The sequence below is a fragment of the Pantoea sp. PGP6 genome, from assembly GCF_053474785.1.
Genome location: NZ_JBQBMA010000001.1, coordinates 2,632,373 through 2,659,323, shown reverse-complemented (window position 1 = coordinate 2,659,323; position 26,951 = coordinate 2,632,373). Strand labels below are relative to the sequence as shown.

Sequence of the window (26,951 nt, the reverse complement as noted above, 5' to 3'; positions counted from 1 at the left end):
TTTACCTTTTCCGGCACACTCCCTGTGCCTGGTTCTCCTCAGACGTTGCCGTCGTTATCCTCTTCTACCGCCTGATAAATGCGCTGCAGAATATCCGGGAAAGCTGACTGCACCCGACTCCAGCTCGGAATAAACGGCTTATCGTTTGGTCGTTCAATAAATGCCTGACCGGCTTCCAGAATCGACTGGGTAAACATTTCCACCGCGGCTTCCTCGACGTGCTGATCAAACTTCAGCCCGTTCATCGCCGCCTCGTGGTTGTAGATCTCCATCATATCCAGCGCATTACGGTAGTAGGTGGCTTTCAGCACCCGGAACGAGTCGCTGGTCAGCGGCACGCCCATGGTGGCCAGCTTGCGCAGCAGCGACTGCACGATGTCGCTACTCATGCGTTTCAGGCCGCCGGTACCATCCTCCTCCGCCAGCGGCTGATGCTTGTGGTCATAGTTATCGGCAATTTCCACCTGACAGGACTGACGGGTGGTGTAGTTGCGATAGATCTCTGAAAGCACGCCAATTTCCAGACCCCAGTCGCCCGGAATTTTGATGCCGTTCAGCACGTGCGTGCGCATCGCAAACTCACCCGACAGTGGATAACGGAAGCTGGAGAGATAATCGAGGTATTCCGAATGGCCATAGACTTTTTGCAGCGAACGCAGCAGCGGACCGACCAGCAGACGCCCGACGCGGCCGTTCAGCTTCCCGTCGGCGACGCGGGCATAGAAGCCCTTGCAGAATTCATACTGAAACGCCGGATTAGCCACCGGATAGAGCAGGCGAGCCAGCATGCCGCGCTCATAGGTGACGATATCGCAGTCATGCAGCGCGACGCAGCTGGTGCGGTCAGAAGCCAGCGTATAGCCGGTGCAGAACCAGACGTTGCGTCCCTTGCCTGGATTAGTAGGCGATAAGCCTTCTTTATCCAGCTCGGCATCAATCGCCTTGAGACGTGGGCCGTCATTCCACAGAATGCGGTGCCGCTGCGGCAGGCGTGAGAAAAACTCGCGGGCAAACAGAAACTGATCGCGGTCAGCGCGATCGAGGCCAATCACGATCTCATCAAGGTACGGCACCTTCGCCAGCTCATCGACAATCTTAGTCAGCGCCGGTCCTTCCAGTTCAGAAAACAGCGAGGGCAGGATCAGCCCCATCTTGCGTTTGCGGGCAAAGCGCACCATCTCCTTTTCCAGTGATTCCACGCTGCGGTGGGTGAGATTATGAAAATTGGTAATAACGCCGTTCTGAAAAAAATCACTCATCGCACCATCCTTTTAATGCCCGTGGGCAGCTTACAGAGGTTGAGTCAAAAAGTAGTCCAGCCCTTCACGCCAGCCTTCAGGGCCATAGTGCGCCGTATGGTAGACCTGCTGCTGATCGGTCCGGCTGAGGGTGACCGGTGTTTTACTGTAGCCTTTAATCACGACGGCGTAGTCGACCGCGTCCAGCATCGGCGCGTCGTTAGGCCCGTCGCCCAGTCCGATAGTGGTAAAGGCGGAACCAGACTGTTGTGCCAGTAGCCAGCGCACCGCCTCGCCTTTGCCGCTGCCGGCTGGCATGACGTGCCAGAACCGGCCGCCCTGGGCCAGCGCCAGTCCTTCAGCGGTCAGCGCGGCGCGGAAACGGTCAAAAGCCTCGTCACTGTCGCGCCAGACCACCACTTCAGAAGCATCGCGCTGGCGTGACAGGGCGGCATCCGCTTCACTCAGGCCGGTCATCGATGAGACCGCCTGATCGGTAAAGTCATGAAAGCCGGTAAACCGATACTGCGTCTGCAGCGCCGCCAGCCGGCTACAGATCGCCTCATAGGTCAGGCTATTGTCGGGCAGATGAGTTCGCTGCTCCCCGCTCTGGACCACTGCGCCGTTTTCCGCAATAAACGGCGCACCGGCAATGCCGAGCCTCTTCTGTAGCGGGATAATTTCGGCTGCCGTTTTGCTGGAACAGATCACCAGCGGGACGTTATGTTGTTTCAGGGTGGTCAGCCACGGCGTGGCGGCATCCCAGCGATAGCTGTGGTGGTCGAGCAGCGAACCATCGAGATCGGTAATAATCATTAACGGCTGTTGAAGATCGGGCATCGGTCAGCTCCTGTCAGCACGGCTAAAGCGGCGATTTTTCAATATTATAGTTGAATATGGCTCACACTTTTTTCTTAAGCGCCCGCCGGATAAATCCAGGAATAATCTTAAATCGAAACGTTGTGGATCGGCGGGATGCATGAAGTGTGCAGCGGCTAAGTCGCTGTCTGCTGCGGTGTTTTCGGTAACATATGCCGCCTTATTCACCGTTTCGTTGCAGAAATGTGCATAGCAGAGACTTGTCTTAAAAAAGGGAAGGCGTAGTCTGCAAGGGTGTTAAGAATTCCCTGGTGTAACGAATTGAAATTTTTACCCGGCCATCCCGCCGGGTATTTTTTTGAAATCGTTTTCAGCGGTTTGCCTCACAGGAACGACAGTCACAGATATCCATTTCAAAGGCGTCGGCCAGTTCAGTTCCGCGCTGCAACAGCTGCGGTGCTGGTCGCTCATCAGCCACTGGCGGCTGCGCCATAGATTCGTGCATCTCAGCGGCATTCCCGGCCTGTAACGCCTCCAGCAAACGATCAACATCAACATTCATCGCTGACTGAGACGGTTCGGTATGCTGTTTTTCGCCTGTCATTTTCTGACTCCCGCGCGCGGACAGAATGATCAGTATAGTGGCTGGTGCAGAAAGAGGTGAGGGGGCGATCACAGCAAAAAAAAGCCCGCGCTGCGCGGGCAAAATCCTTGTTACTTTTAGGTTGACTGCCCCTATGGGGTTGGCGCAGTAGGGAGAGTGTAAGGCGGGCGCGCGTCAGAAGTCTTGCGGCGAAGTGTTAAGGAATTGAAAAAACGCAGGCTTACTCAGATTTACCTGACTTTTCGCTCATTGAGAGCAGAATCGGCTATAGTTCGTGATAAAGTTGATTTTTATCAATACCTAAAGGAATGGTTATGGACATCTTAAGAATTATTATCGCGATCCTGTTACCGCCACTTGGCGTCTTTATGCAGGTTGGTTTCGGTGGTGCCTTCTGGCTGAACATCCTGCTGACGCTGTGTGGCTACATTCCGGGTATCGTGCACGCTGTATGGGTGATTGCCCGTCGCTAACGCTCGGCATCACTGCGGTTCTTCGTTTAGACTGTGCAACAGGAAATAATCAGGAGAACCGAAATGAAGGTGAATGACCGCGTCAGCGTTAAAACCGATGGTGGCCCGCGCCGCGTCGGAACTATTCTGGCCATGGAGCCGTTTAATGAAGGCACCATGTTTCTGGTGGCGCTGGAAGATTACCCGTTAGGCATCTGGTTTTTTAACGAGGATGGTCATCCGGAGGGGATTTTTGTTGAGCCTTACAGCACAGAATAAACCGGCCGGCACGTCGCGCCACTGCTGATGCGATCCTCCTCCCCGTGGCGGGGAGGAGGCAAAGCCAGACCGCCGTCACTGACCCGACGGCATCACTGCTCTATTAATTCTGCACTTCCCTGTCGGCACTCCAACTGCGCTTAAAACGTTTCCCAGTTATCATTACCGCTTGCCAGTGCCGGACGAGGCGCAAGGGCAGGGGTTTTCACCGGCGCGGTGGCGCGGCTGGCGGTGCCAGCCAGCACCGGCGTATCCTGCAGGCGGAAAGCCGATACCGCCTGAGTCAGTTTACCGGCCTGATCTTCCAGCGATGCAGCCGCCGCAGAGGCTTCTTCGACCAGCGAGGCGTTCTGCTGGGTGACATTATCCATTTCGGTAACGGCCTGGCTGACCTGCTGAATCCCACGGCTCTGTTCGTCAGAGGCGGCGGCAATCTCTGCCATGATATCGGTGACCCGACGTACCGCTTCGACAATCTCGCCCATAGTGTTACCGGCAGCGCCGACCTGCTGCGAACCATCTTTAATCAGCGTGACCGACTCGGCAATCAGCGACTCAATCTCTTTTGCTGCCTGCGCACTGCGCTGTGCCAGATTACGGACCTCACTCGCGACCACCGCAAATCCCCGACCCTGTTCACCGGCACGAGCGGCTTCGACCGCCGCGTTCAGTGCCAGAATGTTGGTCTGAAAGGCGATGCTGTTGATGACGTTGGTGATCTCGGCAATCTTTTTCGAGCTACCGGAAATGTTGGTCATGGTTTTTACAACGCCGCTGACCAGGTCGCCGCCACTGCGGGCTTTACCGGAGGCATCGGCGGCCAGCTGGCTGGCGTGATGGGCATTTTCGGCGTTCTGCTTCACCGTGGCGGTGAGCTGTTCCATGCTGGCGGCCGTCTGTTCCAGTGCTGCCGCCTGCTGTTCAGTACGCGAGGAGAGGTCGGTATTGCCAGCAGAGATTTCGCTGGAGCCCTGATAAATGGCGACGGCACCTTCACGCACCGTGCCGACGGTTTTCACCAGCGACTGCTGCATTAACTGCAGATTGTGGATCAGGGTGCCTATTTCGCTGCGACCATGTGGCAGCGGTGGTGCCGTCAGGTCGCCCTGTGCGATACGCTCAATGCGTGACACCGACTGACGCAGCGGATTAATCACCACCCGACGCAGGAAGACAAAGGTCAGCAGCACCAGCAGCAGCGCAGCGCCAAAGGCCACCGCCATCGCAATAAAGCCAATACGCGACTGATGGTTGGCTTCGGCGGTGATCGCATTGGCGCGGTCGGTACGGATTTTGATCGCCTTCAGCAGCACCGCATTGTAGTCGGCGTCCAGTTTGCGGGTAACGTCGGTTTCCTGCGCGATAATGCCTTCGAAGCTGCCTTGCTTACCGGCGTTAATCATCGGTATCAGGCCTTTCTCAATATAGTCGTTAAAGCGTGCCTGCAGCGTGGCATCCAGCGCGACATCCTCGGGCGACTTCACCTTGCGGTCGGCGTAGACTTTAAACCCGTCTTTAGCCTGCTGAATACGTTTCTCTGCCGACGCGAGATTAGCGCGAAACTCATCCATCTCACCGATACGCGCCGCGGCGCCGGCCTGAATAACCGTCAGACGGGCAGTACGTAAGTGGTTTGAACTGTTCGAGATACCCATCCGCACCTGAATTTCGTCAGTGGCGTCACTGAGCGAGTGATTACCTGAAATAAGAAAGTAACTGGCGACACCAATACAGAGTGCGAACAGCAGCAGAATGCCGCCGAAGATCAGGCTAAACAGCGGGACAAGGCGGAGGTTCTGCCATATACCCGAGGTGTTCTGTCCATCATTAACCAATGCAGTGTTCATATCCTTGCTCTCTTGAGGCTGTTGTTATAAGGCTTAACATCGGCAAAAGAGCGGAAAGGCTTAGCGGCAGGAGTGAGATCTGGCTCCCAGTTTGAGGCAAAAAAAAACCGGCCATCCTGGCCGGTTTTCATTGCGGGTCGTTATCTTACGTTAACGTAGATACCCGACGTGACGTTATCAGTTAAACGCACCACATGATAAATAACCTGCTTATTATGGGTTTTGATTTTGCGTTTAATATTACCTTTATGTGACGAAACAGTTTTCGCCTTTATTTGCATTTTATCTGAGATCTGAATGGTGTCATGACCTGACATCCACATCTTCAGCATATTTGACTCGGTCTGGCTCAGCGTTAATGGATGAACATCCATTCCTGAAGAGATACGCGCAGACTGATTGAGTTTTTTCTGCAAATAGGTGCTAAGTAACGAATCCAGAGTCGATGTCTTTATCGATTTTGACGTAATAATCAGGTTCTTACGAACGTAGAGGTATTCCTCAAAATGGATATTGCTTATCGCCATGAATATAAAGAACAGCGTATCAGGGTGCTGCGTAATAATGCTGCGGATACGTTCGCTGGAGTCGGGTTCATGAATAAAGCAGTCTTCATTAATAAAGACGACACCAGGTTTTAATTGTTCACATTTTTGCTGTAGTTGCTCAATATCGGAGGCAGAAGTGATATTTTTCTTCTTAACTCCTTTAAAAGACATGTAGTCCGATAATCCCAGGCGTGTGTAGTTGCAGGAATCCATAATAATCGTTGGCATAATAGCGACCCTCACCAATTTGTTATCCGTTTAAATCAACGATGAATTACGCGTTGCGGTACGAGAGAGATTTCTAAGGCACTTTTTTATTCTGCTCGTGCAGTGTGGTAACAGGCAAACGCCTGTAAAAGTCTTCATCCCTGACCCGTTCTGCAAAAATATTGTGCTGCTTTGACGTCACACATTCTCCGGTTATGGCGGGGAATGCCAGTGAAAAACCGGAGGTTAAGTAAGACTCTGTTTTTGGGAGCGCTGTCACTATCGCTGAAAACCCGGAGTTTTCTGATAGGACAAATCTTAAAAACATTTGTTTTACGAAAGTGTGATGTCTCAGCGTGTGTTGACAATGCCGGAAAAAACATTTTTTAACAAGAAAAATCACTAAAGAATTTTTTTTGTTCAAATTCAATGAATTGCCGTTTTTATCAACAAATTCACAGTCTAACCGCTGCTGTGAACCGCCCAACTAAAATACGCGAAGCCCGGTTTAATAAGAATTATTTTCAGACTCTCAGCACATTTATCAGAATTTCCTTAGTTGCATTCTGGAAAATATGGTTTGAAAAATGCACGGATGGTTTTGCGTTACTTAAGTATCAGTAAGCAAAGATAGTTAGAAACTTAATGTTCAGGGACGGGATAGTTCTGTCAGGAACAGGGCGAGTAAATCAAACACTTCACCGAACAAATGCTCACAGAACGGGGCGAGCAGTGGCATCAGCATACTGATAGTCAAAATGCCTACTGATAAGGTGATCGGGAAGCCAATTGCGAAGATTGATAACTGTGGTGAAACACGGTTTAACAAACCTAGTACCAGATTTAGCATGAGGAGCAAAACGATTAAGGGTAGCGCTAACATCATGCCATTAAGGAAAATTAATCCGCCCGACTTCACCAGCGCCATAAACGCATTGGCATTCAGTGGATGTCCGCCAATCGGCAACGTATGAAAACTGTCCGCCAGCAACGAGATCAGCCACAGGTGTCCGTTGAAGGTCAGGAACAGTAACATCGCCAGCATGTCTAAAAAACGCGCCAGTACCGGCATGTTGAGGCGGCTGCCGGGATCAAAAAAGGTGGCGAACGACAGGCCCATCTGTAAGCCAATCACTTCCCCGGCGGTCCGCACCGCAGCAAAAGCAAACTGCATGGTAAAGCCGAGCGCAATGCCAATCAGCATCTGCTGGATCAGCAGCCAGAAGCCGGCCGGCGAAAACAGCGTCACGTTAACCGGCGGCAGCAGCGGCATTAACAGCCAGGTGATCATCACTGCCAGACCAATTTTGACCCGGTGACTGATAGATCGTTCATTAAGCAGCGGCGCAGAGGCCAGCAGCGCCAGAATACGCACCAGTGGCCAGAAAAACTGGCTCACCCAATGTACCAGCTGGCTGCTGTCGAGAGTAATCATCAGCCGATGATGTAAGGCAGGTTGGAAAAGACGGTGCGGATATAGTCGAGCAGCAGATTCAGCATCCACGGGCCGGCAATAATGCCGGTGGTCGCCACCGCCAGAATTTTCGGAATGAACGACAGGGTCTGTTCATTGACCTGAGTGGCGGCCTGCAACAGGCTGATAAGCAATCCACTGACCAGCGCGGCCAGCAGCATCGGGGCGGCCAGCATCAGCGCGACGCGCATCGCTTCCTGGCCCATTACCATTACTGATTCGGGTGTCATGTTGTGCTCCGGGAATAGGGGGATCAGGAGTAGAAGCTTTGCGCCAGTGAGCCGACCAGCAGTTGCCAGCCATCGACCAGCACAAACAGCATCAGCTTAAACGGCAGTGAGATTGTCGCCGGTGGCACCATCATCATCCCCAGCGCCATCAGCACGCTGGCCACCACCAGGTCAATAATCAGAAACGGGATAAACACGGTAAAACCAATCTGGAAAGCGGTCTTCAGCTCGCTGGTCACGTAAGCGGGCAGCAGGATGCGCATCGGCACCGCTTCCGGGCCGGCAATCGGCGCGGTATTCGCCAGGCGAGCGAACAGGGCCAGATCCGCTTCACGGGTCTGACGCAGCATAAACTCACGCAGCGGCTGGGCGCCTTTCTCGATCGCCACATCCATGCTGATTTTGTCCTGGCTGAACGGCAGGTAGGCGTCCTGATAAATCTTGTCGAAGGTCGGCGCCATAATAAAGAAGGTCAGAAACAGCGACAGCCCCAGCAGAACCTGGTTCGGCGGTGCAGAGGGCGTACCCAATGCGTTACGCAGCAAACCAAACACAATGATGATGCGGGTAAAGCTGGTCATCATCAGCAGCACCGCCGGAATAAAGGTCAGGGCGGTGATAAACACCAGCGTCTGCACCGGCAGCGACCAGCTCTGGCCGCCGTTTGGCAGCGCATGACTCACCAGGCCCGGAAGCTGGGCATGGGCAACCGGTGCCAGCAACAGCAGTGGCAATAAAGGAAGCAGTCGACGCATCATTGGGGTTTTCCGGGACGTTTAACCAGATTCTGTAACAGCTGACGAAAATCCTGTGGGGCAGCCTGCGCTGGCGTATTCTCCAGCGGCGCACCCGGCGGTAGCGTATGCAGATGGGTAATCTGCTGTGCGGTCACGCCAAGCACCAGACGGGCATCGGCGGTATTGACAATCACCACCCGCTCACGCTGGCCGACCTGCACGCTGGCGGTCAGTTTAAGCTCCTGGCCGCTCACCTTCTTCGGCGCGAAGCCAAAGCGGCGTGCCAGCCAGGCGCAGGCCAGAATCAATAAAATAATCACCGCTAACATGCTGCTGACCTGCACCACCATTGAGCCGGTGGAAATCGGCTGAGCGTGTGGCGCAGCAGGTTGCAGACTTTGATTCTGGCTAGTCATTCTCAGCGACTCAGACGACGCATACGTTCGGACGGAGTAATAATGTCAGTGATGCGCACGCCATATTTGTCGTTGACCACCACCACTTCACCCTGAGCAATCAGGTAACCGTTGATCAGAATATCCAGCGGTTCGCCTGCCAGGCCGTCGAGCGACACCACTGAACCCTGCGCCAGACGCAGCAGCTCTTTGATGGTCATCTTGGTACGGCCCAGTTCCACGGTCAGTTTGACCGGGATATCCATGATCAGATCGATATCCTGCAGTGAGCCAGAAACGTTACCGCTCTCGAATGACTTAAACACGTCATCGGTTTGCGGGGCGCTGCTGCTGCCGACCTGCTCATTCATTGCCTCAGCCCACAGATCGTCCGCAGAGATATCGTCAGACGGCTTATTACTGTCACTCATGGGGCTGTTCCTCGTTCAGCGAATTCAAAATCGGGTTAATCAGGTGTTCGACACGCAGGGCATACTGGCCATTCATCGTGCCATATTGGCTGGTTAAGACCGGCACGCCATCGACATGGGCGATAATGCGTTCCGGTTTCTCAATCGGCAGCACGTCGCCGGGTTTCAGCTGCAAAATCCGTGACAGACGCAGCGAGGTTTCGGCAAAGTGTGCAATCAGTTCCAGCTCTGAGTGCTGCACCTGTTTTACCAGGTTGTCACGCCAGTGGTTATCTTCCTGGCGGGAGTTCTCGAGCGGCGGATTCACCAGCAGCTCGCGCAGCGGCTCAATCATTGAAAACGGAATGCAGATATTAAATTCACCCACCAGGTTACCAATCTCCACCTGGAACGGCGTGTTAACCACGATGTCGTTCGGTGAAGTGGTGATGTTGGTGAATTTCACCTGCATCTCTGAACGCACATACTCGACGTCCAGTGGATAAATGGCTTTCCATGCGTCGCTGTAACCGTCCAGCGCCAGCTTCAGCATGCGACGAATAACGCGCTGCTCAGTATGGGTAAACTCGCGACCTTCTACTTTGGTCGGGAAGCGACCATCGCCACCGAACAGGTTATCAACCGCGATAAACACCAGACTGGGTGAAAACACTACCAGCGCCGTACCGCGCAGCGGCTTCAGGTGGATCAGGTTCAGGTTGGTCGGCACCGGCAGGTTGCGGGCAAACTCGTGATACGGCTGAATCTTGATCGCGCCGACGCTGATATCCGGGCTACGACGCAGCAGGTTAAACAGCGCCATACGGAAACTACGGGCAAAACGCTCGTTAATAATCTCCAGCGCCTGTAAACGCTCGCGCACCACGCGGCGCTGGGTATTCGGGTCGTAAGGACGAATATCGCCTTCCGGCCCGTTTTGTTTCTTTTCTTCTTCCGCGCTGCCACTGTCGCCGTTTAATAGGGCGTCAATTTCAGCCTGGGAGAGAATGCTATCGCCCATTGATTCACCTCAAAATGAAGGCAGTAAACAGCACATCGTTCACGGCCTGCGGAGGTTGACCTTTTACCAGTGGTGGTGCCAGCGCCTGTTTGATTTGTTCAACAAGCGCTTGCTTTCCTTGCTCCGTCGCCAGCGCCGCAGCGCTCTGACGCGAGAGCAGCAGCAGCAGACGACTGCGCACCTCAGGCAGATAGTCATTTAACCGACGCCGTGTATCCTCATCGGCCAGACGCAGGGTAAAGCCTACGTACAGCACGCGGTCAGGATCGTTGTCGGGATTGACCAGGTTAACCGTAAATGTATCAAGTGCAAAAAAGACCGGGGCGGGAGGCGGTTCGACTTTCGCCACCTCCGGCTTATCGCCCTCATGTTTATTCATCATTCGCCAGACTGCATAGCCTGCCACGCTGCAAGCGGCCAGCGTCACAATGAGCAACACCGGAATTAAGAGTTTACGTTTGCGGCCTTTAGCTTTCGCGTTATCAGACATGTTTGCAGTTACTTCCTGTGAATTATGGGCAAGCCTCTCGGCTCACCTGGACAGATTATCCCGCGTCTTAAGTCAAACAATGGGAAGAAAAGACGCGGGTTTTACGCTTACCTTCAGCGTTTGTCGCTATCAGGCAAAAGTGTCGACCGCGCCATTACCGTTTACCCGTGCCTGAAGAGCGGCGGGAACGGCAATCGGCGTGATGTCGGTGTCACTATCCTGAGCGAGAGAGAAGCGGCCATGCTGTCCATCGCGGCGCGCCTCCTGCTGTTGCTGGAAGTTCTGGCCTTGCGCGGAACTGTCACTGCTGACCTGACTCTCACCCAGGTGGATTCCGCTCTCTGCCAGCGCACTGCGCAGCTGCGGAATCGCGGCTTCCAGCGCCGCTCTGACGTGGCTATGGCCGGAAACCAGATTAATTTGTGCCTGGTCGTTATCCAGTTTCAGGCTGATCTGGATGGCGCCCAGGTCTGCCGGATGTAAGCGCAATTCGGCGTTTTGCTGACCGTTGCGGCTGAACATTACAATTTGCTGGCTTAACGCCTGCTGCCACTCATCGCTGCCCAGCTGCGCATTCAGCATCGGGGTCGAGGGCGTGCTGGTGGTCGACGACGCCATTACCGGCGGCGCCAGGCTGCTGGCGCTGGAGATCGGCGTGCTGGCGATCAGCGAATTATCGCTGGCACTGGCTTTGATGGCGGCCTGATCGTCCTGTCGGGTTAAATTGCTCAGCACCTGCTGAAAACTGCTATCCAGCGTCTGCGCGGGGCTGAGGCTGTTACTGTTCACCGCAGCCGTGCTGCTCTGGCTGGCTGTGCTACTCACCGCGGGCGCATTCAGCGCGGCGGTTTTAACCCCAGGCGAACTCTCCGCGCCGGGTTCTTTGCTCGCCTGATCGCTGCCGGTGAGCATCTGTGCCAATGACGTCAGGCTTTTGCGCGCGCTGTCGTTCTGGACAGCCAGTTCACCCTGCGCCTCACTGACCGGGCTGACGGCTGCGCTGGTGGCGGCCGGCGTGGTCGGTAACATGGCGAACAGCGCCTGCACATTTTGCATATCGCTGGCACTTAAGGGCGCGGCTTCTGACTTGTCTTTATCATCGGCTGATTTTGTGCCGGCTTTAATATTTTCCGGCTTAAACAGTGCGCTTAGCGCCGCCGGATTATCCAGTGCGGCGATCAGGGCATTCAGTGGTGCGCCAGGCTGCGCATCGGTGTCGCTTTCTGTTTTGAGATCAGCCGATTGCGCCGCTTTTCCCTGCTGTTTCGCCAGGCTCAGCAACTGGTTTCCCAGCGCGGTCAGAAAGTCGTGCGGCAGGGCATCGGTGCCGGCAGCTGCATCGGTTGAAACTGATGTATCCGCGTCGGTTTTCACCGCCGCTTTCATGGCAATGTTTGGCAGCGTAATCATTCGCCTCTCCTCAAAGCGGCCCGTTGGGCAAATTCATCCATCCGTTTCTGGTCGAGACGGTTTTCCTGTCGTAATGCATTTTCCGCTGCCCGGGTGATCAGCGTCTGATAGGCGTTCAGCCGCTGCTGTTTCTCACGCCAGTTGATCAGCGCCTGCTCAAGACGCTGGTTCCAGTTATTGAGCTGGTTGCGGTGCTGATCGATCGCTTTTTCCAGCGTCTGAATAAACTGGTGGTAGTTGGTCCAGCGGGTGCTGGCAATCCCGGTCGACATATCGTCATTCAGCTTGTTGCGATATTCGTCCTGGTAGTCGAGCAGCATGGTCAGCTGCTCATTGGCAGCCTGCTGACCGCGACGAATATCGCCGAGATAGATGGCGGCGCGTTCCAGATCCTGTTCCGCTAAATCGCGTAGCGTGTCGATGGCATTTGCAGTTTTCATTGCCGTTACCTCGCGTTAATCGCGTCGATTAGCCGAACAGCGCATGCAGATGCAGGCAGGCGTCGTCATAATCGCTGCGTTCGAAAATGCCCTGTTGCAAAAAGGCTTCCATCTGCGGATAGAGTTTGATCGCTTTATCCAGCATCGGGTCGCTGCCTGCGGCATAGGCGCCCACGCTGACCAGATCGCGGTTACGCTGGAAACTGGACAGCAACTGCTTGAACTGGCGTACGCGCGCATAGTGGTTTTCATCAATCAGCGAGGTCATCGCACGGCTGATTGAGGCTTCAATATCGATCGCCGGATAGTGACCGGCTTCTGCCAGCCGCCGCGACAGTACGATGTGACCGTCGAGGATAGCGCGCGCCGAGTCAGCAATCGGGTCCTGCTGATCGTCGCCTTCGGTCAGCACGGTATAGAAGGCGGTAATCGAGCCGCCGCCGTCGATGCCGTTACCGGCGCGTTCCACCAGCGCCGGCAGCTTGGCGAACACCGACGGTGGATAGCCTTTGGTGGCCGGAGGTTCACCGATCGCCAGCGCGATCTCACGCTGCGCCATGGCGTAGCGGGTCAGGGAATCCATGATCAGCAGCACATGTTTGCCGCGATCGCGAAAATCTTCGGCGATGCGGGTGGCGTAGGCGGCACCCTGCATACGCAGCAGCGGCGAAACGTCAGCCGGCGCGGCGATCACCACCGAACGCGCGCGGCCTTCGGCACCGAGAATATTCTCGATAAAATCTTTTACTTCGCGGCCACGTTCGCCGATTAGCCCGACCACAATCACGTCGGCTTCGGTGTAGCGCGCCATCATGCCGAGCAGTACGCTTTTACCGACGCCCGAACCGGCGAACAGGCCCATACGCTGGCCGCGTCCTACCGTCAGCAGGGCGTTAATGGCGCGAACGCCGGTGTCCAGCACATCGGTAATCGGGGTACGCTGCAGCGGGTTGAACGGCGGGGTGATCAGCGGCGCGCGGTAACCGGTATCCGGTGACGGCAGGCCATCCAGCGGGCGTCCGCTGCCGTCCAGCACCCGGCCCAGCAGCTGCGGACCCAGCAGCATTTGCTTACCGGCCTGCGGGTTTTCACCGTTCTGCAGTGCGTACACCCGCGCACCCGGTAAAATGCCATCCACTTCTTCCAGCGGCATCATCAACAGTTTTTGTCCGTTGAATCCCACCACTTCGCTTTCGATCTCGCTGATGGTTTTGCCATCATTACGTTCAATGATGCAGGTCGCGCCGAGCGGTAACTGCAGGCCAGTCGCTTCCAGCACCAGGCCGGTGGCACGGGTCAGTCGCCCGTAACGGCGAACCGGCTGAACCTGAGCAATTCGCTTTTCGAACGCGTCGAGCGCGCCCAGCCAGCGATTGAGCCGAGTGGTCATTACACTTCTCCTGGCGCGGCAAGGCGGCACAGTTCCTGCCAGCGCGTCGCCACGCTGGCATCCAGATCGCCATCTTCGGCGCTGAGTTTACAGCCGCCTGGATGCAGGGTACTGTCCGCCAGTAAACGCCAGCCGTGCAGGTCGAGCGTCGGGCCGAGCGTCTGCTCGATACGTTGCAGATCGTCCGGGTGCACCCGCAACTGCGGCTTGCCGTTGAACATCGGTTCCTGCTGCAGTAATCCCTGAATCTGACGCAGCAGGGCGCTGCCATCGACCGCAGTCGCCTGGCCAATTACCGAGCGGGCGGCTTCAAGTGCCAGCTGCATCAGGCGCGAGGCGATGACGCTGTCCAGCGACTCCAGCGTGTTCTGGAACTCGGTGACCAGCTGCTGCATCCGCGCCTGTAACGGCGCGTGCTGCTGCTGAGCATCTGCCAGACCCTGCTGAAAACCGGCTTCATAACCGCTTTTCTGACCTTCGGCAAAACCCTGCTGCTGACCTTCGTTGTAGCCCTGAGCCTGCGCCTCTTTACGCATCTGCTGTTGCTGGCGTTCGAGCAGCTGCTGCTGCTCATCAACCCCGGAATCAAATTCGGTGATCTCGGGCAGCGGCTCCGGTTCAGGCTGGTCGAAGCGGCCTAGATCGGCCGGCTGCCACAGTTGCCATGGGCGGGCAGAAAATGCATCAGACATAGGTTTCCTCGCCACCACCAATCACCATCTCGCCCGATTCGGCTAAGCGGCGCACCACCAGCAGGATTGCTTTCTGCTCGTTTTCCACCGCCGACATCCGCACCGGGCCCCGGTTGGCCAGATCGTCGCGCAGGATATCGGCCGCACGGGCTGACATGTTTTTGAGGAATTTTTCGCGCAGCGGCTGTTCGGCACCTTTCAGTGCAACCAGCAGCTGCTCGGACTCCACTTCCTGCAACAGGCGCTGGATACTGCGGTCGTCCACTTCCACCAGGTTTTCGAACAGGAACATCTCGTCGATAATTTTCTGAGCCAGTTCGCCGTCGAAGTCGCGTACTGCTTCGATAACCGCTTCTTCCTGCTGCGTCTTCATCAGGTTGATGATCTCGGCTGCGGTTCTCACGCCGCCCATCTTCGCGCGCTTGAGGTTGGTACCGTCCAGCAGACCGTTGAGCACTTCGGTCAGTTCGGCCAGCGCCGCTGGCTGGACACCGCCGAAGGTGGCGATACGCAGCATCACATCGTGACGCAGACGCTCGTCGAACAGCGCCAGAATATCCGCCGCCTGACCACGCTTGAGGTGGACCAGGATGGTGGCGATGATCTGTGGATGCTCGTCGCGGATCAGGTCGGCAGCCGCCTGCGGCTCCATAAAGTTGAGCGTCTCCATCCCGCTGGTGGTTTCGCGGGTTTCGAGAATATCTTCCAGCAGGCTGGAGGCGCGCTCTTCGCCCAGTGCTTTGATCAGCACCGAACGCAGATAATCGTTGGAGTTAAGGCTCAGCGCCGCAAACTGCTCGGCATCGGCTTCAAACTCGCGTAACACTTCCGTCAGCTGCTTGTGCGAGACCTGACGCATATTGGCCATCGCGGCGCTCAGGTGCTGCACTTCACGCTGGTTCAGGTGTTTGAAAACTTCCGCTGCGCGCTCTTCGCCGATAGTCATCATCAGGATGGCGCTTTTTTCGGTTCCGGTCAGACTCATAGCTCTTTACTCATCCATTCGCGAATCACCAGCGCAACAACGCGCGGATCGTTTTCAGACATGTCGCGGATGCGTTGACTCATCACCTCTGCGCTCATGCGGTTGTTAGACTTACGTTCCTGATCCAGCTCATCTTTGCTGAGCTGAACGCTATAGGCTTCTTCTTCTGCCGGTTCAGCGGCACGGGCAGCAGCAGCTTCTGCAGCGGCTTTCTCCGCAGCCTGCTTACGCACCAGATGCGGACGGACCAGCTTGCGATACAGAATGAAGGCAACCAGAGCAACCAACAGCCATTTACCGGCATTCATCAGCTGATCAAAGAACGCTTGCTGCTGCCAGAAGGGCAGATCACCGGTCGTCGGTTCGGTGGTATTGAACTGCGAGTTCACCACGTTCACGCTGTCGCCGCGGGTCTGGGAGTAGCCCATCGCTTCACGGGTCAGGTCTTCAATCTGCTTCAGTTGCTGTTCGTTCAGCGCAACCGCTTTCCCTTTATCGTCTTCGCGATAGTTGACCACCACCGCCACCGACAGACGCTGGACATCGCCGACGTTAAGCTTGGTATGACGAATAGTGCGGTCCAGCTCATAGTTAACCGTGTCATCCCGGCGTGAGTTGGTCGGCGTGCTGCTGGCCGCGGCGGTGCTGGTGGTCTGGCCGGCATTATTCTGTCCGTTAGCATTCTGACCATTGGCGTTCTGACCGTTGGCATTCTGGCCGTTAGCTGCGGGTGCATTGACCGGCGCGGTGTTGGCTGGCGCAGGCTGGTTGGACAATGCGCCCGGTACGCCGCCCGGATAAGGGCTGCCTGATTGATCGCTGGTGCTGGTCTGACGCGAGCGAATCGCGGTAGCAGATGGATTCGCATTAGGCTGATATTTCTCATCCGTCTGCTCGCTGGTGTCGAAGTTGATCTGCGCGGTAACCTGCGCATGCACGTTGCCCTGGCCCAGAATCGGATTCAGGATCGCTTCGATACGTTGCTGATAACGCGTTTCAACATCAGAGGCATACTTCAGCTGAGCATCATTCAGATCGCGGCCGACGCTATCGGAACGGGTCAGCAGGCGACCGGTCTGATCGACCACGGTAACGTTACCCGGCGGTAAACCCGCCACGCTGCTGGAAACCATGTGGGCGATGGCCTGAATCTGACCTTCATCCAGTGCACGGCCAGGCTGCAGGGTTAAGGTGACTGATGCCGACGGTGCTTTCTGCTCACGGACAAATAAGGTGGGTTTAGGCATCGCCAGATGGACGCGGGCGGTTTTTACCGGACCCAGCGATTCGATGGTGCGAGCCAGCTCGCCTTCCAGCGCGCGCTGATAGTTGACCTGCTCGCTGAACTGGCTGATACCGAACTTCTCTTTATCCAGCAGTTCGAAACCAACTGAGCCGCCTTTCGGCAGACCCTGCTGTGCCAGACGCAGACGCAGCTCATGCACCTTCTCATCCGGCACCATCAGCGCACCACCATTTTCGGCGAAGCGATAGGGGATATTCATCTGCGTCAGCTGCGTGACGATTTCACCGCCATCTTCATTCGACAGATTGTTATAGAGAACGCTGTAGCTGGGCGCTTTGGCCCACAGCACCATCGCAATCACGATAGCGATAACGGCGGCGGCGGCGACGACTAAAGGAATACGCGGATTTGCGCGCAGGCGAGCGAGAAGGTCACCGAAGCCTTTCTTTTCTTGATCTTGTGTGGCGGCTGCACTCGCATTCATGACCGATTCCTGCCTGACGTAATTGACCGGGTTAGTTGAGATGGCAAAACAGACTCCCTGACCTGCGTAGATAAAATTTCCACTTCAATGCCAGGCATTATTTGTTGAAACCAAAAATTCGATGGCTGGATAAGCCGGGTTTTTTGCTGTCATTTAGCGCCTTTGTCTCATTGACAACGTGTTAGATTTTTGAACACAGAAAAACCCCACTCTTTTATATGAGGTATCGTTAATGTCCATTCAGGCAATCGACGGCGTACTGCAACAGCTTCAGGTCACCTCGCTGCAGGCGAGCAACCGCAGCAGCGAAGCCCCTAACCAGATCGATTTTGGCGCCACCATGAAAGCTGCGCTGGATAAGATCAGCGAGACGCAAACCACCGCCCGTAGCCAGGCGCAGGATTTTGAGATGGGGAAACCCGGTATCGCGCTGAACGATGTGATGGTCGATCTGCAGAAATCGTCTATTTCTATGCAGATGGGGATTCAGGTCAGGAACAAGCTGGTGTCGGCGTATAGCGATATTATGAATATGCAGGTTTAGGCTGGTAACTGTCTGAAGCTGTTGAGGTTTATCATACTGCCACTTTGGTGGAGCACGTATGTAGCACAAGATCGCTCATTTTCGTGTTGATGAGTGATAGCTGGTCCGTGTTGTTCTCTGACATCCAGGCGCCATAAACCCGGTACACCATCTGCGCATCGGAGTGACCCATTTGCGAAGCGACGTAGTTCGGGTTTGCGCCTGCTGAGAGTGCCCAGCATGCGAACGTATGACGGGACTGATAGGCTTTCCGGTAATGAAGTCCTGCCCGCCTCTGTGCGCCGGTCCATTTCTGTCCGAGTGACTCTGTTGAGTAATATGCTCCCGATCGGCCGTTGATTTGCGTTCACGCTGGGATTGAACACGAACGTCTTCGGCTCCTCAATTCGCTCACCATATTCCCTGGTATGAAAAGTGAAGGGGTCTGAGGGTACATTCGGGTCTGAACTGCTCCCCGTTGATTAACACACCGCGATGTTAGTAATGTCTTCATAAGCCACATGAGGACATCCCCGTGAAGAAGCGTTTTTCCGACGCACAGATCATCCGTATTCTCCGCGAGGCCGAAGCTGGCGTTTCTGCCCGTGAGCTCTGCCGTAAACACGCCATTTCAGATGCCACATTTTACACATGGTGTAAGAAGTATGGCGGTATGGAGGTGCCTGATATTAAGCGCCTGAAGTCGCTTGAGGAAGAGAACATCAGACTCAGGAAGCTGCCTGCTGAAGCCATGCTGGATAAGGAGGCGCTTCAGGTAGCTCCTGGGCGAAAGTACTGACAACAGACCAGAAGCGGGAAGCCGTGGAAGTCATGTGCGGGACTAAAGGTCTGTCGCAACGTCGTGCCTGCAGGCTGGCAGGTGTGTCCCTATCAACCTGCCGTTATTCGGCTCAGCGTCCGGCTGCTGACGCGTAGCTGTCTCTACGCATCACAGAGCTGGCACTTGAACGCCGCCGTTTTGGTTACCGGCGTATCTGGCAGCTTCTGCGACGTGAAGGTCTTTGCGTTAACCACAAGCGGGTTTACCGCATCTGTCAACTTAATGGCCTGAGTGTAAAACGTAGACGAAGTCGTAAAGGGCTGGCAACAGAACGTCTGCCGCTGCTCCGCCCGATGGCGCCCAATCTGACCTGGTCGATGGATTTTGTCAGGGACGCACTGGCCACCGGCCGCAGGATTAACTGCCTTACCTGTGTGGACGACATCACGAAGGAATGCCTGACGGTCACTGTTGCCTTTGGGATTTCAGGCGTGCAGGTCACGCATATTCTGGACAACATTGCGCTGTTTCGCGGCTATCCGGGGACGATAAGAACTGATCAGGGCACGGAATTACCTGCCGCGCGCTCGATCAATGGGCCTTTGAACATGGCGTAGAGCTGCGGCTTATCCAGCCGGGCAGGCCGACACAGAACGGATTTATTGAGATTTTTAACGGACGCTTTCGTGATGAATGCCTGAATGAGCACTGGTTCAGCGATATTGTTCACGCCAGGAAAATCATTAATGACTGGCGGCTGGATTATAACGAGTGCCGTCCACATTCGTCGCTGAATTACCAGACACCATCTGAATTTGCAGCGGGCAGGAGAAATAGAAAATTAGAAGTTAATCAAACCGACATTACTAACTAATCGTTGTATCTAAGACTGGGGCAGGTCATGTAGGATCGCTGGTCGGGTCGGTGTCAGAGCGAAAATACATATTAAAGGAATGACTGCAGGAGCTACTGCTAGCCTGAGCTTGGTCAGGGTGAGGGCTGGTGTTGCCAATTAAGATGTCTGTTACCAGATTATCCCTCCGTACACCACAACACTTCTTGCTGACGGCCGGAACACTGATGTAAGCGTGCTGGCAGATGATGCATTATTCATTAATATGACGCTTTCTACTGGCGACGGCACGATATCACGATCCTGGACAGAATTTGCGTCACACTTTTTAGGTGGGGCAGGTTGAGATTGAAATGTGAAAAATAAGTTATAATATAAGAGGCGGGCCTTTTAATAGCCCGCAATTTAAAATAAGTTAAATAATTTTTTTTATTTTATTAATTATGCGTCTTAAATATCTATTTCCTTTTTCTTCATGCAAACTATCTATTTTGTTATAAAGAGCTTGGAACCGATCATGTGCCCAACCATCTCTTTGCTGTGAAGTTAAGTGCTGCATCTGGCTTGATAGAGCATTAAACCTATCATGAGCCCAACCGTCCTTTTGCTGAGAAATCAACAAATCTATCTTACTGTTAACGCTGTTTAGTTGATAGCTAACTGAACCAATGCCGTTAGCACTTCTTAAATGCTGGTTTTCTTGTTCAAGTGATTGAATTTTATCAATAAATGAAGGTATTAAACTTATGCTGTAATTATATTTGACGTGTTCAGCTAAGAACGGACGCAAGCTTCTATAATTATTTTTTTTCTTGTTACCACTCAAAAGCATTCCGGTATTAGCGACTCTATACCAGAAGAGTGATTCTGGAACTACTTGCAATTTATACCCGGCTAATGATGCCTTTAAGAAAAACTCCCAGTCTTCATGGCCAAGTCCGTAGTCTTCAGTGAATCCGCCAATTTTATCAAAAACTTCTTTTTTGACCATTGCATTAGCATCGCCAAAACAATTATTAAAGCCAGCAATATTTAAATCTGCACCTAACGGAAGCCAGCAGTTAGTCATTTTTCTGAATGGGGAAGGGAATTCATCACCAAAAATAAGATCACTTGGCGTTGTGAGTATATCAGAACCTGAGTTTAAAGCAGCAGTGACAAATGTCTCGATTTCAAAAGGTTTTGCTACATTGTCATCGTCCATGAAAATTAGATATTCGCCATTAGCATGTCTTGCAGCCAGATTCCTTGCTGCCCCAAGATAGTTGTTAGAGCTTTTAATTACTTTCCAGTTTCTTACTGAAAAATCATGCTCAATTAAATCAAGATAACGTTGGGAATCTTCTTTAGAACTACCATCATCCACAAGGATCACTTCAAAGTTTTTATAACTCTGAGTTTTCAAGGATGCAATGGCTTGTTGTAATAAATGATGTCTGTCATGATGAACTAGACAAACACTGACTAAAGGTTGTTCAATGTCTTTAAATTTCTTAAAATTATAGGTAGGATGAGCTTCTACAGAATTTACCCATGACGTAATGATCGGGTCTTGGCCGGAAACCAAGCCAGGCCGACAATTAATATTGTTAAGGCGATGATGGATTTTTCCATGTAAATCAACAGGGTTAGGTGTGAAGAGTATATCAATATGTTTTTCTTTTGGGATCAACTCAGGGATGCCGCCAATATTGGCAGAAATGAAATTAATGTTATTTATGAGGCACTCATAAACAGTGTAAGGAGAATTTTCAACTAAAGATGGTATTACTGCTAATACATTGTCTCTTTTTAAATAAGCGTTCGCGCTTGTTCTATCAAGATCATTTATAATATTTACAGGCAGGTTGATGGAACTTGTTCTGCTTTTAATTAGGCTGTTAGAATTAACACCTGACAAATTTACATCTTTACCTAGGAAAGTTATTCCACTTAATTTTCTTAAGTCTGTCTCGTCAAGATTATTTATTGCTCTAAGGAAAATATCTAATCCTTTTCTTGTCTCCAGCCGACCAAAAAAAACAAGCTCGATGCCATTTGGAAATTCACTTTTAATTGTAAAAGCTTGAGGTGTTTTAGCTTTGAAACCATTGAAGGGAGCGCAGTTTAAAATTACTTTATTATTGTCAGGTAGTTGCCACCCTTTGCCCTCCATCCAATTTAGAAGATATTGGGATGGACTAACTACTTCATCAGCCATCTCAATAACAGACTTCTCCATATAATATAATTCTAAGTGGTTTTGATCTTCTGGGAGCTGATAATTACCCTCATCAGCCCACAACGTTGAGCCATGAGTGTTTACGATAAACTTTATTTTCTCAAAGTTAGTTCCGTTATTTTTACTCAGCAAAGAGTAATACAAATCCGCCTGCCATTCGCAAGCAATAACAGTATCATATACTTGATTCTCAAGTAGCCATGTGAATAGCGCGTAACTTTTTCTTCTGAAATAAGGTGCATCAATGCTAAATTCAAGATTTAGATCTAACTTTAATAAGTTAACGCCAAATGTACTGTAGAGTTGACACCAGTCAGAGAAAGACTCTGACGATTCAGAGTAATTCCCACTAGTATAAAGTATATCCACTTCAATATTTTTAGTGGCCAAAGATGTTGCAAGAGCTGTGAATGCCGTTCCTATCCCGCCATTCCTAACTGGACCTTCAACGTCCGGAGTGATTATGAGAACTTTCTTCATTATAATTCTTCCTTAGTAACATAGAATATAACATAGTGGTTATAAAGATAATGGCAAATTTACTTCACTAGGCTAGGTGGATGGCATGAGCGATAACGATACAAATATAAAATCTTTACTAGAATTTTACCATTCAAAATGTAAGATTGTCTATAAAGCTAACCCCGGAAATGCGGGGGATGGTGTGATTGCATCAGCTACCTATGATTTTTTCGAAAGGAATGAATTGCCATACTCTCAATATAGAAATGATAATGAATATTCATCTCAAGCTCATCTGCTTGTCTTTGGCGGGGGAGGTAATCTGATTGAGGGGCTCTATAGTGAAGGCAAGGAGTTTATTGAAAGAAATGTCAATAATTTTCATCGAATTATTATAATGCCCTCGACAATTAAAGGGTATGAAGACTTTTTCAGGAAGAATATAGATAAACTAATTATATTATGCCGAGAGGTTATCAGTTTTGAATACATTCAATCGCTCGGCTATGAAAAAGGAAGAAATGTTTTACTAACTGATGACATGGCATTCTATCTAAATCTAAGCAGTTACATGTCGTTCGTCGAGCCTACAAAAAATATCGCAAGTTGTTTTAGAACAGACTCAGAGTCTTTAACAGGTGAATGGAGAGATAACAATCATGATATCTCGCTGACATGGAATGGTGATTATTGGGACAATGTTTATCTTGCCAGGAACTCTACTAGGTGCATGATAAACTTTTTGGAAGAATATAATATAGTCAATACAGATAGATTACATGTTGCAATTCTAGCATCGCTACTTGGAAAAGAGGTGGTTTTCCATCCTAACTCTTATTATAAAAATGAAGCTGTCTATAATTATTCATTGCTAAATCATTATCCTAAGACAGTTTTTATTAAAAATTAAAAAAATCAAGCAGCGCTTAGCGCTGCTTAGTTTTACATTGTAAGGAGTGCATTACGGACAACATTATCCCAGCCATATTTTGATAAGTTATCGGCTTTATTATATTCCGCAAATTTGTCTATATAAGTTACATACAAATTATTCATTATTTTTTCTATTTTTTCTTTATTATTACAATATTCAAACTCATCGCTCTTAATGTACAATATTTTCGCATCGCCATGCTTGCTTATTTCTTTGGCGAGATCGATGGTCAAGTTATCAAGGTTATTTGCATTGTTCTTTATTACAAAAATCCTGTCTTTATTAGCAAGGCTTGTCTTAAATTTTGACACTAAGTAAGATATTTTGTTTTTTTCTTTGAGGTATATATCTTTTAACGATTTTGCGTCCTGATTCCATGACCATTTCCCATCTTGATTCTCACTATACATTTTAGTGTGGAAACACATATCGTACTTTGTATCTAATACCATATCATGCCATGAAGGTTTCAAGTTTTCTAATTCGAATAGACCTTGGAAATCAGACTGAAGCAGATTCAAAAGAGACCAGTAATTTTTTACTAGAGTCCAGCGGAAAAGACTCCCCTCATCTACCCCAGATGATCTTAAGTAGAAGGCAAACTCACAATTGTCGCCTAAGTTCTCAAAGCGGTCGATATGGCTGATCATTTCATAAGCCCCTTAAGTTTTACTTAACATCTTAGCCAAAGTTATGTCAGGGTGTCGAGATGAAATTGTATAACTAAGGATTTAAACTTGAAGCTGTGAGCAGCATCGCCTTAAAACAAGCCCGCTGACGCGGACTAACCAGCACGTAGCACGTTTTCGTATTGGAAAGCACTGCGCTTAGTGCCATGATTTTTCAGCAGCAACCGGCAAAACTTTATGATCTAAAGAAGGCCGCTCAGGATTGTCTTCCAGGTAACGATGGTGCAATCATGATTATGGAGTATGCATAATGACTCACGAAAACTATGCGATTGTTGAATCTGACGGAACAATTAGCAGCATTGTCGCATGGGATGGCATTACAGGATGAACTCATGCTCAAGACGTTAAGGCAGTTAAATGTTGAGCCATTTTATGTAGCATCGGAGGTAATTACCAAGATGGAGTTTTTACACCGCCTTCTGCACCAGAAGTGCCCAAAGATATCCTTATAGCTCAGTGTAGTTCAGGCTGAGAAGAAAAAAGCCAGCCTAATTTCAGAGGCTAGCCAGACGATTTCTATACATCAAGACGCAGTGGATCTGGACATGGCACGGAAGATGAAGAAACCGAGCTAACAGCATGGAAGAAAAATTGCGTGCTTTTGAGCAGGGTAAATCCATCAAAAGCACCTTACATTGACGGGTCAGATGTATGACCTTCACCCTGGCGTTCGCCGGGGCATTATCAGCACTTAGTTTTGAGAAAGTCGATAATCACAATATCATTAAATGAATAAAGTGAATAAAGACTACCTTTAGAGATTAAATTCCCTTTGCATATCAGGCCAGCTTTTTCATGCCCTAAGTTTTTGAATTCTAAATTCATACCATGGTGATTAAGAAGTTCTGCCCCCCATACCCAGTCATAATTTAAATAAATAGGAATCAGCTTCGACATAAGTGGGAGTTTATTTTCTGCGATAAGCAATTGTCTTGATTTAGGCATTTGTCCCGATACACTTACATATCTGGGGGCAACTCCAGAATGTGAAACATCTTGGAATACGGATGTTGCGATTATTTCGTCAATTTCGGCTTGACTTTTGGACGCTGTAGAGAAGGAATAGCTATATGCAAAGCTAAGCCAAATTAATGGAACAAAAATGACAGTCAAAATAACTGGGCTTTTGATGTTTCTTAGTATCAAAAAACCGTAAAACATGATTGCACCAGATAATGATAGCAGGACTCTTGGTGCGAAGACAGGGCTTTTGAGCATCGCCATTGGAATTATTGAAAAAGCCAATACAAGCAAAGGAGAAGTTAGCAGGACTAAAATAGAAATGAAGTTATTTTTTAATCCATCCCTACAAAGCTCATGCGAGATTTTAAGAACTGAGTATATAATTGCAAGAACAATCATAACTCTAATGATTAAAGGTATGCTTTGAAAGTAGCTCTTTAAAAACCAGGAAAAATTTTTGATATTGTCAATCAGCACCGGTAATGAGTCAGAGTTTAGCTTAATAACCTCTGAGTGAGTAATGTTATAATAGTCCTTAACGAAGTGAGCAGATATAAATGTCTTGTATATTGCAAATGATATGATTAATTGTAGTACTCTTTTTATGATAATTAATGCAACATCTTTGTTGCTTTTGTCTGTACAATTTGTGACAACTTCTATCACTGCTAAGATAGCAAATAAACCTATAGATGCCTGATAAAGAGAAAGTGAAGCTATAATCAGCAAAACCGAAAACAGGTCGATTATGTATCTTCTGCCAGAAATTGTGTATGGGAGTATAAGCAATACCATACTTAGAGCCATTGTCAGAGAATCAAACCTATAAGACAGGTTCTCAATGTAGAAGGGATTCGAGATGAACAGGAAACATAAAATCAGTAAGCCAGAAAAGTTAATTCCACTAAAAACTTTTTCGGTATAATAATATAGTGTAATACACAGTAGTAAAACACTCAGTATCTGATTGAGAGGTGACAGGTCGAGCAACTCACCGCCTAAGCTCATCGTCTGCATTATCGCATCACTTAGTGGTCTGCCGTTCAATCCCCAACCAGAATAACCATACAATGTTCTCCCTAAATCATCAATGTAGAGCCTTCCTGTTAGTATTATAGGCAGCACATAAAGCACTATAAAAAAAGAAAATAAAACACAGGAAAATGTTCGTGGTTGATTTTTGAAAAGTGAAATCATTTTGATATCATTCCTTTGATTTTGTAAGATATCTTGGTCTGTTCTTTGTTTCGATATAAATTCGGCCAATGTACTCACCTAGCACTCCAATTCCTATCAGCTGAACGCCGCCAAGGAATAGCATCGATACCATTATTGAGGTATACCCCTTAACGGGGTTCCCGAAGAAAAGAGTGTCAATACACATATAAGTGCCATAGAAAAAGGAGCATCCTGCAACGAAAAGCCCGATATACGTCCATATTCTTAATGGGAACGTTGAAAAACTGGTTATACCCTCTAGCGCCAGATTCCAGAGTTTCCACCCATTAAACTTACTTTGACCTGCAACCCGTTTTGCCCTTACATATTCAACAACATCCGTTTTGCCGCCAACCCATGAAAGTATTCCTTTCATAAAAAGGTTTCTTTCTGGCAGTAATTTGATGTTTTCCACGACCTCGCGAGACATCAGGCGAAAATCACCTACATTCTCCTCGATCTGAGGTTTACTGATGAGGTTGTGAAGATGATAAAACCATTCGGCGCTTTTTCTCTTCAGATGACTATCGGAAGATCTATCCATGCGCTTCGCCAGAACGACATCAGCACCTTCGTGCCACTTATCAAGCATAAGCGGAATGATATCTAACGGGTCTTGGAGGTCCACGTCGATCGGGATGACAACTTCGCCGCTGGCCTTTTCTAACCCGGCGAATAATGCAGCCTCTTTACCGAAGTTACGAGTGAAGAATACATTTTTTACGAGAATATCTTTCTGCGCGATATCCTTCATGAGGACAGCAGTGAAGTCAGTGCTCCCGTCATCAACAAAAACAATCTCCACATCGCGCCCTTGGAAGGGCTGAAAAGATCGGATCTCACTATAAAAAATCGTAATAGCGTCTTCTTCGTTAAATACTGGAACGACAAGGGATATCTTCATCC

At 50.5% G+C, this 26,951-nt stretch carries 26 protein-coding genes and 2 pseudogenes; 6 read left to right on the top strand and 22 right to left on the bottom strand.

Features of this window, described 5'->3' with window-relative positions:
* Window positions 1–38: 38 nt before the first annotated feature.
* The 3 genes from ACLIBF_RS12950 to ACLIBF_RS12940 all read right to left on the bottom strand — a co-directional run bounded on the left by ACLIBF_RS12950 (window position 39) and on the right by ACLIBF_RS12940 (window position 2,661).
* The gene (locus ACLIBF_RS12950) at window positions 39–1,259 is read right to left on the bottom strand and encodes a glycosyl transferase (RefSeq protein ID WP_031377102.1); all 1,221 of its coding nucleotides are present in this window, start codon (window positions 1,257–1,259) and stop codon (window positions 39–41) included.
* 30 nt (window positions 1,260–1,289) lie between these two features.
* Window positions 1,290–2,078, bottom strand: a complete 789-nt coding sequence (locus ACLIBF_RS12945; protein WP_448309927.1) for a mannosyl-3-phosphoglycerate phosphatase-related protein — start codon at window positions 2,076–2,078, stop codon at window positions 1,290–1,292.
* 349 nt (window positions 2,079–2,427) lie between these two features.
* Window positions 2,428–2,661, bottom strand: coding sequence for a DUF2525 domain-containing protein (locus ACLIBF_RS12940; protein ID WP_031377100.1), 234 nt, complete (start codon window positions 2,659–2,661; stop codon window positions 2,428–2,430).
* Window positions 2,662–2,975: 314 nt separating this feature from the next.
* On the opposite strand from ACLIBF_RS12940, the gene ACLIBF_RS12935 reads away from it, so the two are divergent.
* Window positions 2,976–3,134 carry a YqaE/Pmp3 family membrane protein gene (locus ACLIBF_RS12935; protein WP_046288250.1) on the top strand — a complete coding sequence of 53 codons (159 nt, stop codon included), beginning with the start codon at window positions 2,976–2,978 and terminating at the stop codon, window positions 3,132–3,134.
* Between the two features lie 63 nt (window positions 3,135–3,197).
* Window positions 3,198–3,392 carry a protein DsrB gene (gene dsrB, locus ACLIBF_RS12930; RefSeq protein WP_031377099.1) on the top strand — a complete coding sequence of 65 codons (195 nt, stop codon included), beginning with the start codon at window positions 3,198–3,200 and terminating at the stop codon, window positions 3,390–3,392.
* 140 nt (window positions 3,393–3,532) lie between these two features.
* On the opposite strand, the gene ACLIBF_RS12925 is transcribed toward dsrB, so the two are convergent.
* From ACLIBF_RS12925 to fliF, 15 genes are all read right to left on the bottom strand, one after another.
* Window positions 3,533–5,239 carry a methyl-accepting chemotaxis protein gene (locus ACLIBF_RS12925; protein WP_031377098.1) on the bottom strand — a complete coding sequence of 569 codons (1,707 nt, stop codon included), beginning with the start codon at window positions 5,237–5,239 and terminating at the stop codon, window positions 3,533–3,535.
* Window positions 5,240–5,379: 140 nt separating this feature from the next.
* Window positions 5,380–6,015, bottom strand: a complete 636-nt coding sequence (gene rcsA, locus ACLIBF_RS12920) for a transcriptional regulator RcsA (protein WP_031377097.1) — start codon at window positions 6,013–6,015, stop codon at window positions 5,380–5,382.
* A 628-nt stretch (window positions 6,016–6,643) separates the two neighbouring features.
* The gene (fliR, locus tag ACLIBF_RS12915; protein WP_031377096.1) at window positions 6,644–7,429 is read right to left on the bottom strand and encodes a flagellar biosynthetic protein FliR; all 786 of its coding nucleotides are present in this window, start codon (window positions 7,427–7,429) and stop codon (window positions 6,644–6,646) included.
* On the bottom strand, window positions 7,429–7,698 hold the full coding sequence (gene fliQ / locus ACLIBF_RS12910; protein ID WP_031377095.1) for a flagellar biosynthesis protein FliQ: 270 nt from the start codon (window positions 7,696–7,698) through the stop codon (window positions 7,429–7,431). The genes fliR and fliQ overlap by 1 nt, the downstream gene beginning before the upstream one ends.
* A 23-nt stretch (window positions 7,699–7,721) precedes the next feature.
* A complete protein-coding gene (gene fliP, locus ACLIBF_RS12905; RefSeq protein WP_046288520.1) occupies window positions 7,722–8,453 on the bottom strand; it encodes a flagellar type III secretion system pore protein FliP in 732 nt (243 codons plus the stop codon).
* Window positions 8,453–8,851: a flagellar biosynthetic protein FliO gene (gene fliO / locus ACLIBF_RS12900; protein ID WP_279810304.1), complete on the bottom strand. Its 399-nt coding sequence runs from the start codon at window positions 8,849–8,851 to the stop codon at window positions 8,453–8,455. Before fliO ends, fliP begins: the two co-directional genes overlap by 1 nt.
* 2 nt (window positions 8,852–8,853) lie before the next feature.
* Entirely contained in the window at window positions 8,854–9,261 is a 408-nt protein-coding gene (fliN, locus tag ACLIBF_RS12895) for a flagellar motor switch protein FliN (RefSeq protein ID WP_279810303.1), read from the bottom strand.
* A complete protein-coding gene (gene fliM, locus ACLIBF_RS12890; protein WP_031377092.1) occupies window positions 9,254–10,261 on the bottom strand; it encodes a flagellar motor switch protein FliM in 1,008 nt (335 codons plus the stop codon). Before fliM ends, fliN begins: the two co-directional genes overlap by 8 nt.
* Window positions 10,262–10,265: 4 nt before the next feature.
* Window positions 10,266–10,751 carry a flagellar basal body-associated protein FliL gene (fliL, locus tag ACLIBF_RS12885; protein ID WP_031377091.1) on the bottom strand — a complete coding sequence of 162 codons (486 nt, stop codon included), beginning with the start codon at window positions 10,749–10,751 and terminating at the stop codon, window positions 10,266–10,268.
* 129 nt (window positions 10,752–10,880) lie between these two features.
* Window positions 10,881–12,161, bottom strand: a complete 1,281-nt coding sequence (locus ACLIBF_RS12880; RefSeq protein WP_279810302.1) for a flagellar hook-length control protein FliK — start codon at window positions 12,159–12,161, stop codon at window positions 10,881–10,883.
* Window positions 12,158–12,601 carry a flagellar export protein FliJ gene (fliJ, locus tag ACLIBF_RS12875; protein WP_448309924.1) on the bottom strand — a complete coding sequence of 148 codons (444 nt, stop codon included), beginning with the start codon at window positions 12,599–12,601 and terminating at the stop codon, window positions 12,158–12,160. Before fliJ ends, ACLIBF_RS12880 begins: the two co-directional genes overlap by 4 nt.
* A gap of 28 nt (window positions 12,602–12,629) precedes the next feature.
* On the bottom strand, window positions 12,630–13,991 hold the full coding sequence (gene fliI / locus ACLIBF_RS12870; protein WP_046288251.1) for a flagellar protein export ATPase FliI: 1,362 nt from the start codon (window positions 13,989–13,991) through the stop codon (window positions 12,630–12,632).
* Complete coding sequence (fliH, locus tag ACLIBF_RS12865; RefSeq protein WP_031377088.1) at window positions 13,991–14,683, bottom strand: flagellar assembly protein FliH; 693 nt, start codon at window positions 14,681–14,683, stop codon at window positions 13,991–13,993. The genes fliI and fliH overlap by 1 nt, the downstream gene beginning before the upstream one ends.
* Entirely contained in the window at window positions 14,676–15,668 is a 993-nt protein-coding gene (gene fliG / locus ACLIBF_RS12860; protein WP_031377087.1) for a flagellar motor switch protein FliG, read from the bottom strand. The genes fliH and fliG overlap by 8 nt, the downstream gene beginning before the upstream one ends.
* Window positions 15,665–17,398, bottom strand: coding sequence for a flagellar basal-body MS-ring/collar protein FliF (gene fliF, locus ACLIBF_RS12855; protein WP_069729199.1), 1,734 nt, complete (start codon window positions 17,396–17,398; stop codon window positions 15,665–15,667). The genes fliG and fliF overlap by 4 nt, the downstream gene beginning before the upstream one ends.
* Before the next feature lie 232 nt (window positions 17,399–17,630).
* Here fliF and fliE point away from each other — a divergent pair, with 232 nt between their 5' ends.
* Together fliE and ACLIBF_RS12845 are read left to right on the top strand one after the other, a co-directional pair.
* Complete coding sequence (fliE, locus tag ACLIBF_RS12850; RefSeq protein WP_069729200.1) at window positions 17,631–17,942, top strand: flagellar hook-basal body complex protein FliE; 312 nt, start codon at window positions 17,631–17,633, stop codon at window positions 17,940–17,942.
* 514 nt (window positions 17,943–18,456) lie between these two features.
* Window positions 18,457–19,576 (top strand): annotated as a pseudogene (locus tag ACLIBF_RS12845) (IS3 family transposase).
* A gap of 394 nt (window positions 19,577–19,970) precedes the next feature.
* Here ACLIBF_RS12845 and ACLIBF_RS12840 read toward each other — a convergent pair.
* On the bottom strand, window positions 19,971–22,256 hold the full coding sequence (locus ACLIBF_RS12840) for a glycosyltransferase (RefSeq protein ID WP_448309922.1): 2,286 nt from the start codon (window positions 22,254–22,256) through the stop codon (window positions 19,971–19,973).
* 85 nt (window positions 22,257–22,341) lie between these two features.
* Between ACLIBF_RS12840 and ACLIBF_RS12835 the strand changes: the two genes are divergently transcribed.
* Complete coding sequence (locus tag ACLIBF_RS12835) at window positions 22,342–23,148, top strand: polysaccharide pyruvyl transferase family protein (RefSeq protein ID WP_279810300.1); 807 nt, start codon at window positions 22,342–22,344, stop codon at window positions 23,146–23,148.
* Window positions 23,149–23,180: 32 nt separating this feature from the next.
* Here the strand turns inward: ACLIBF_RS12835 and ACLIBF_RS12830 are convergent, their stop codons facing one another.
* A complete protein-coding gene (locus ACLIBF_RS12830; protein ID WP_279810299.1) occupies window positions 23,181–23,822 on the bottom strand; it encodes a hypothetical protein in 642 nt (213 codons plus the stop codon).
* Window positions 23,823–24,355: 533 nt separating this feature from the next.
* On the opposite strand from ACLIBF_RS12830, the pseudogene ACLIBF_RS12825 reads away from it, so the two are divergent.
* Window positions 24,356–24,519: pseudogene (locus ACLIBF_RS12825) on the top strand (tail fiber assembly protein).
* A 29-nt stretch (window positions 24,520–24,548) separates the two neighbouring features.
* Here the strand turns inward: ACLIBF_RS12825 and ACLIBF_RS12820 are convergent.
* A complete protein-coding gene (locus ACLIBF_RS12820) occupies window positions 24,549–26,102 on the bottom strand; it encodes a glucosyltransferase domain-containing protein (RefSeq protein ID WP_448309921.1) in 1,554 nt (517 codons plus the stop codon).
* Window positions 26,032–26,949 carry a glycosyltransferase family 2 protein gene (locus tag ACLIBF_RS12815; protein WP_279811456.1) on the bottom strand — a complete coding sequence of 306 codons (918 nt, stop codon included), beginning with the start codon at window positions 26,947–26,949 and terminating at the stop codon, window positions 26,032–26,034. The genes ACLIBF_RS12820 and ACLIBF_RS12815 overlap by 71 nt, the downstream gene beginning before the upstream one ends.
* Between the last annotated feature and the right edge of the window lie 2 nt (window positions 26,950–26,951).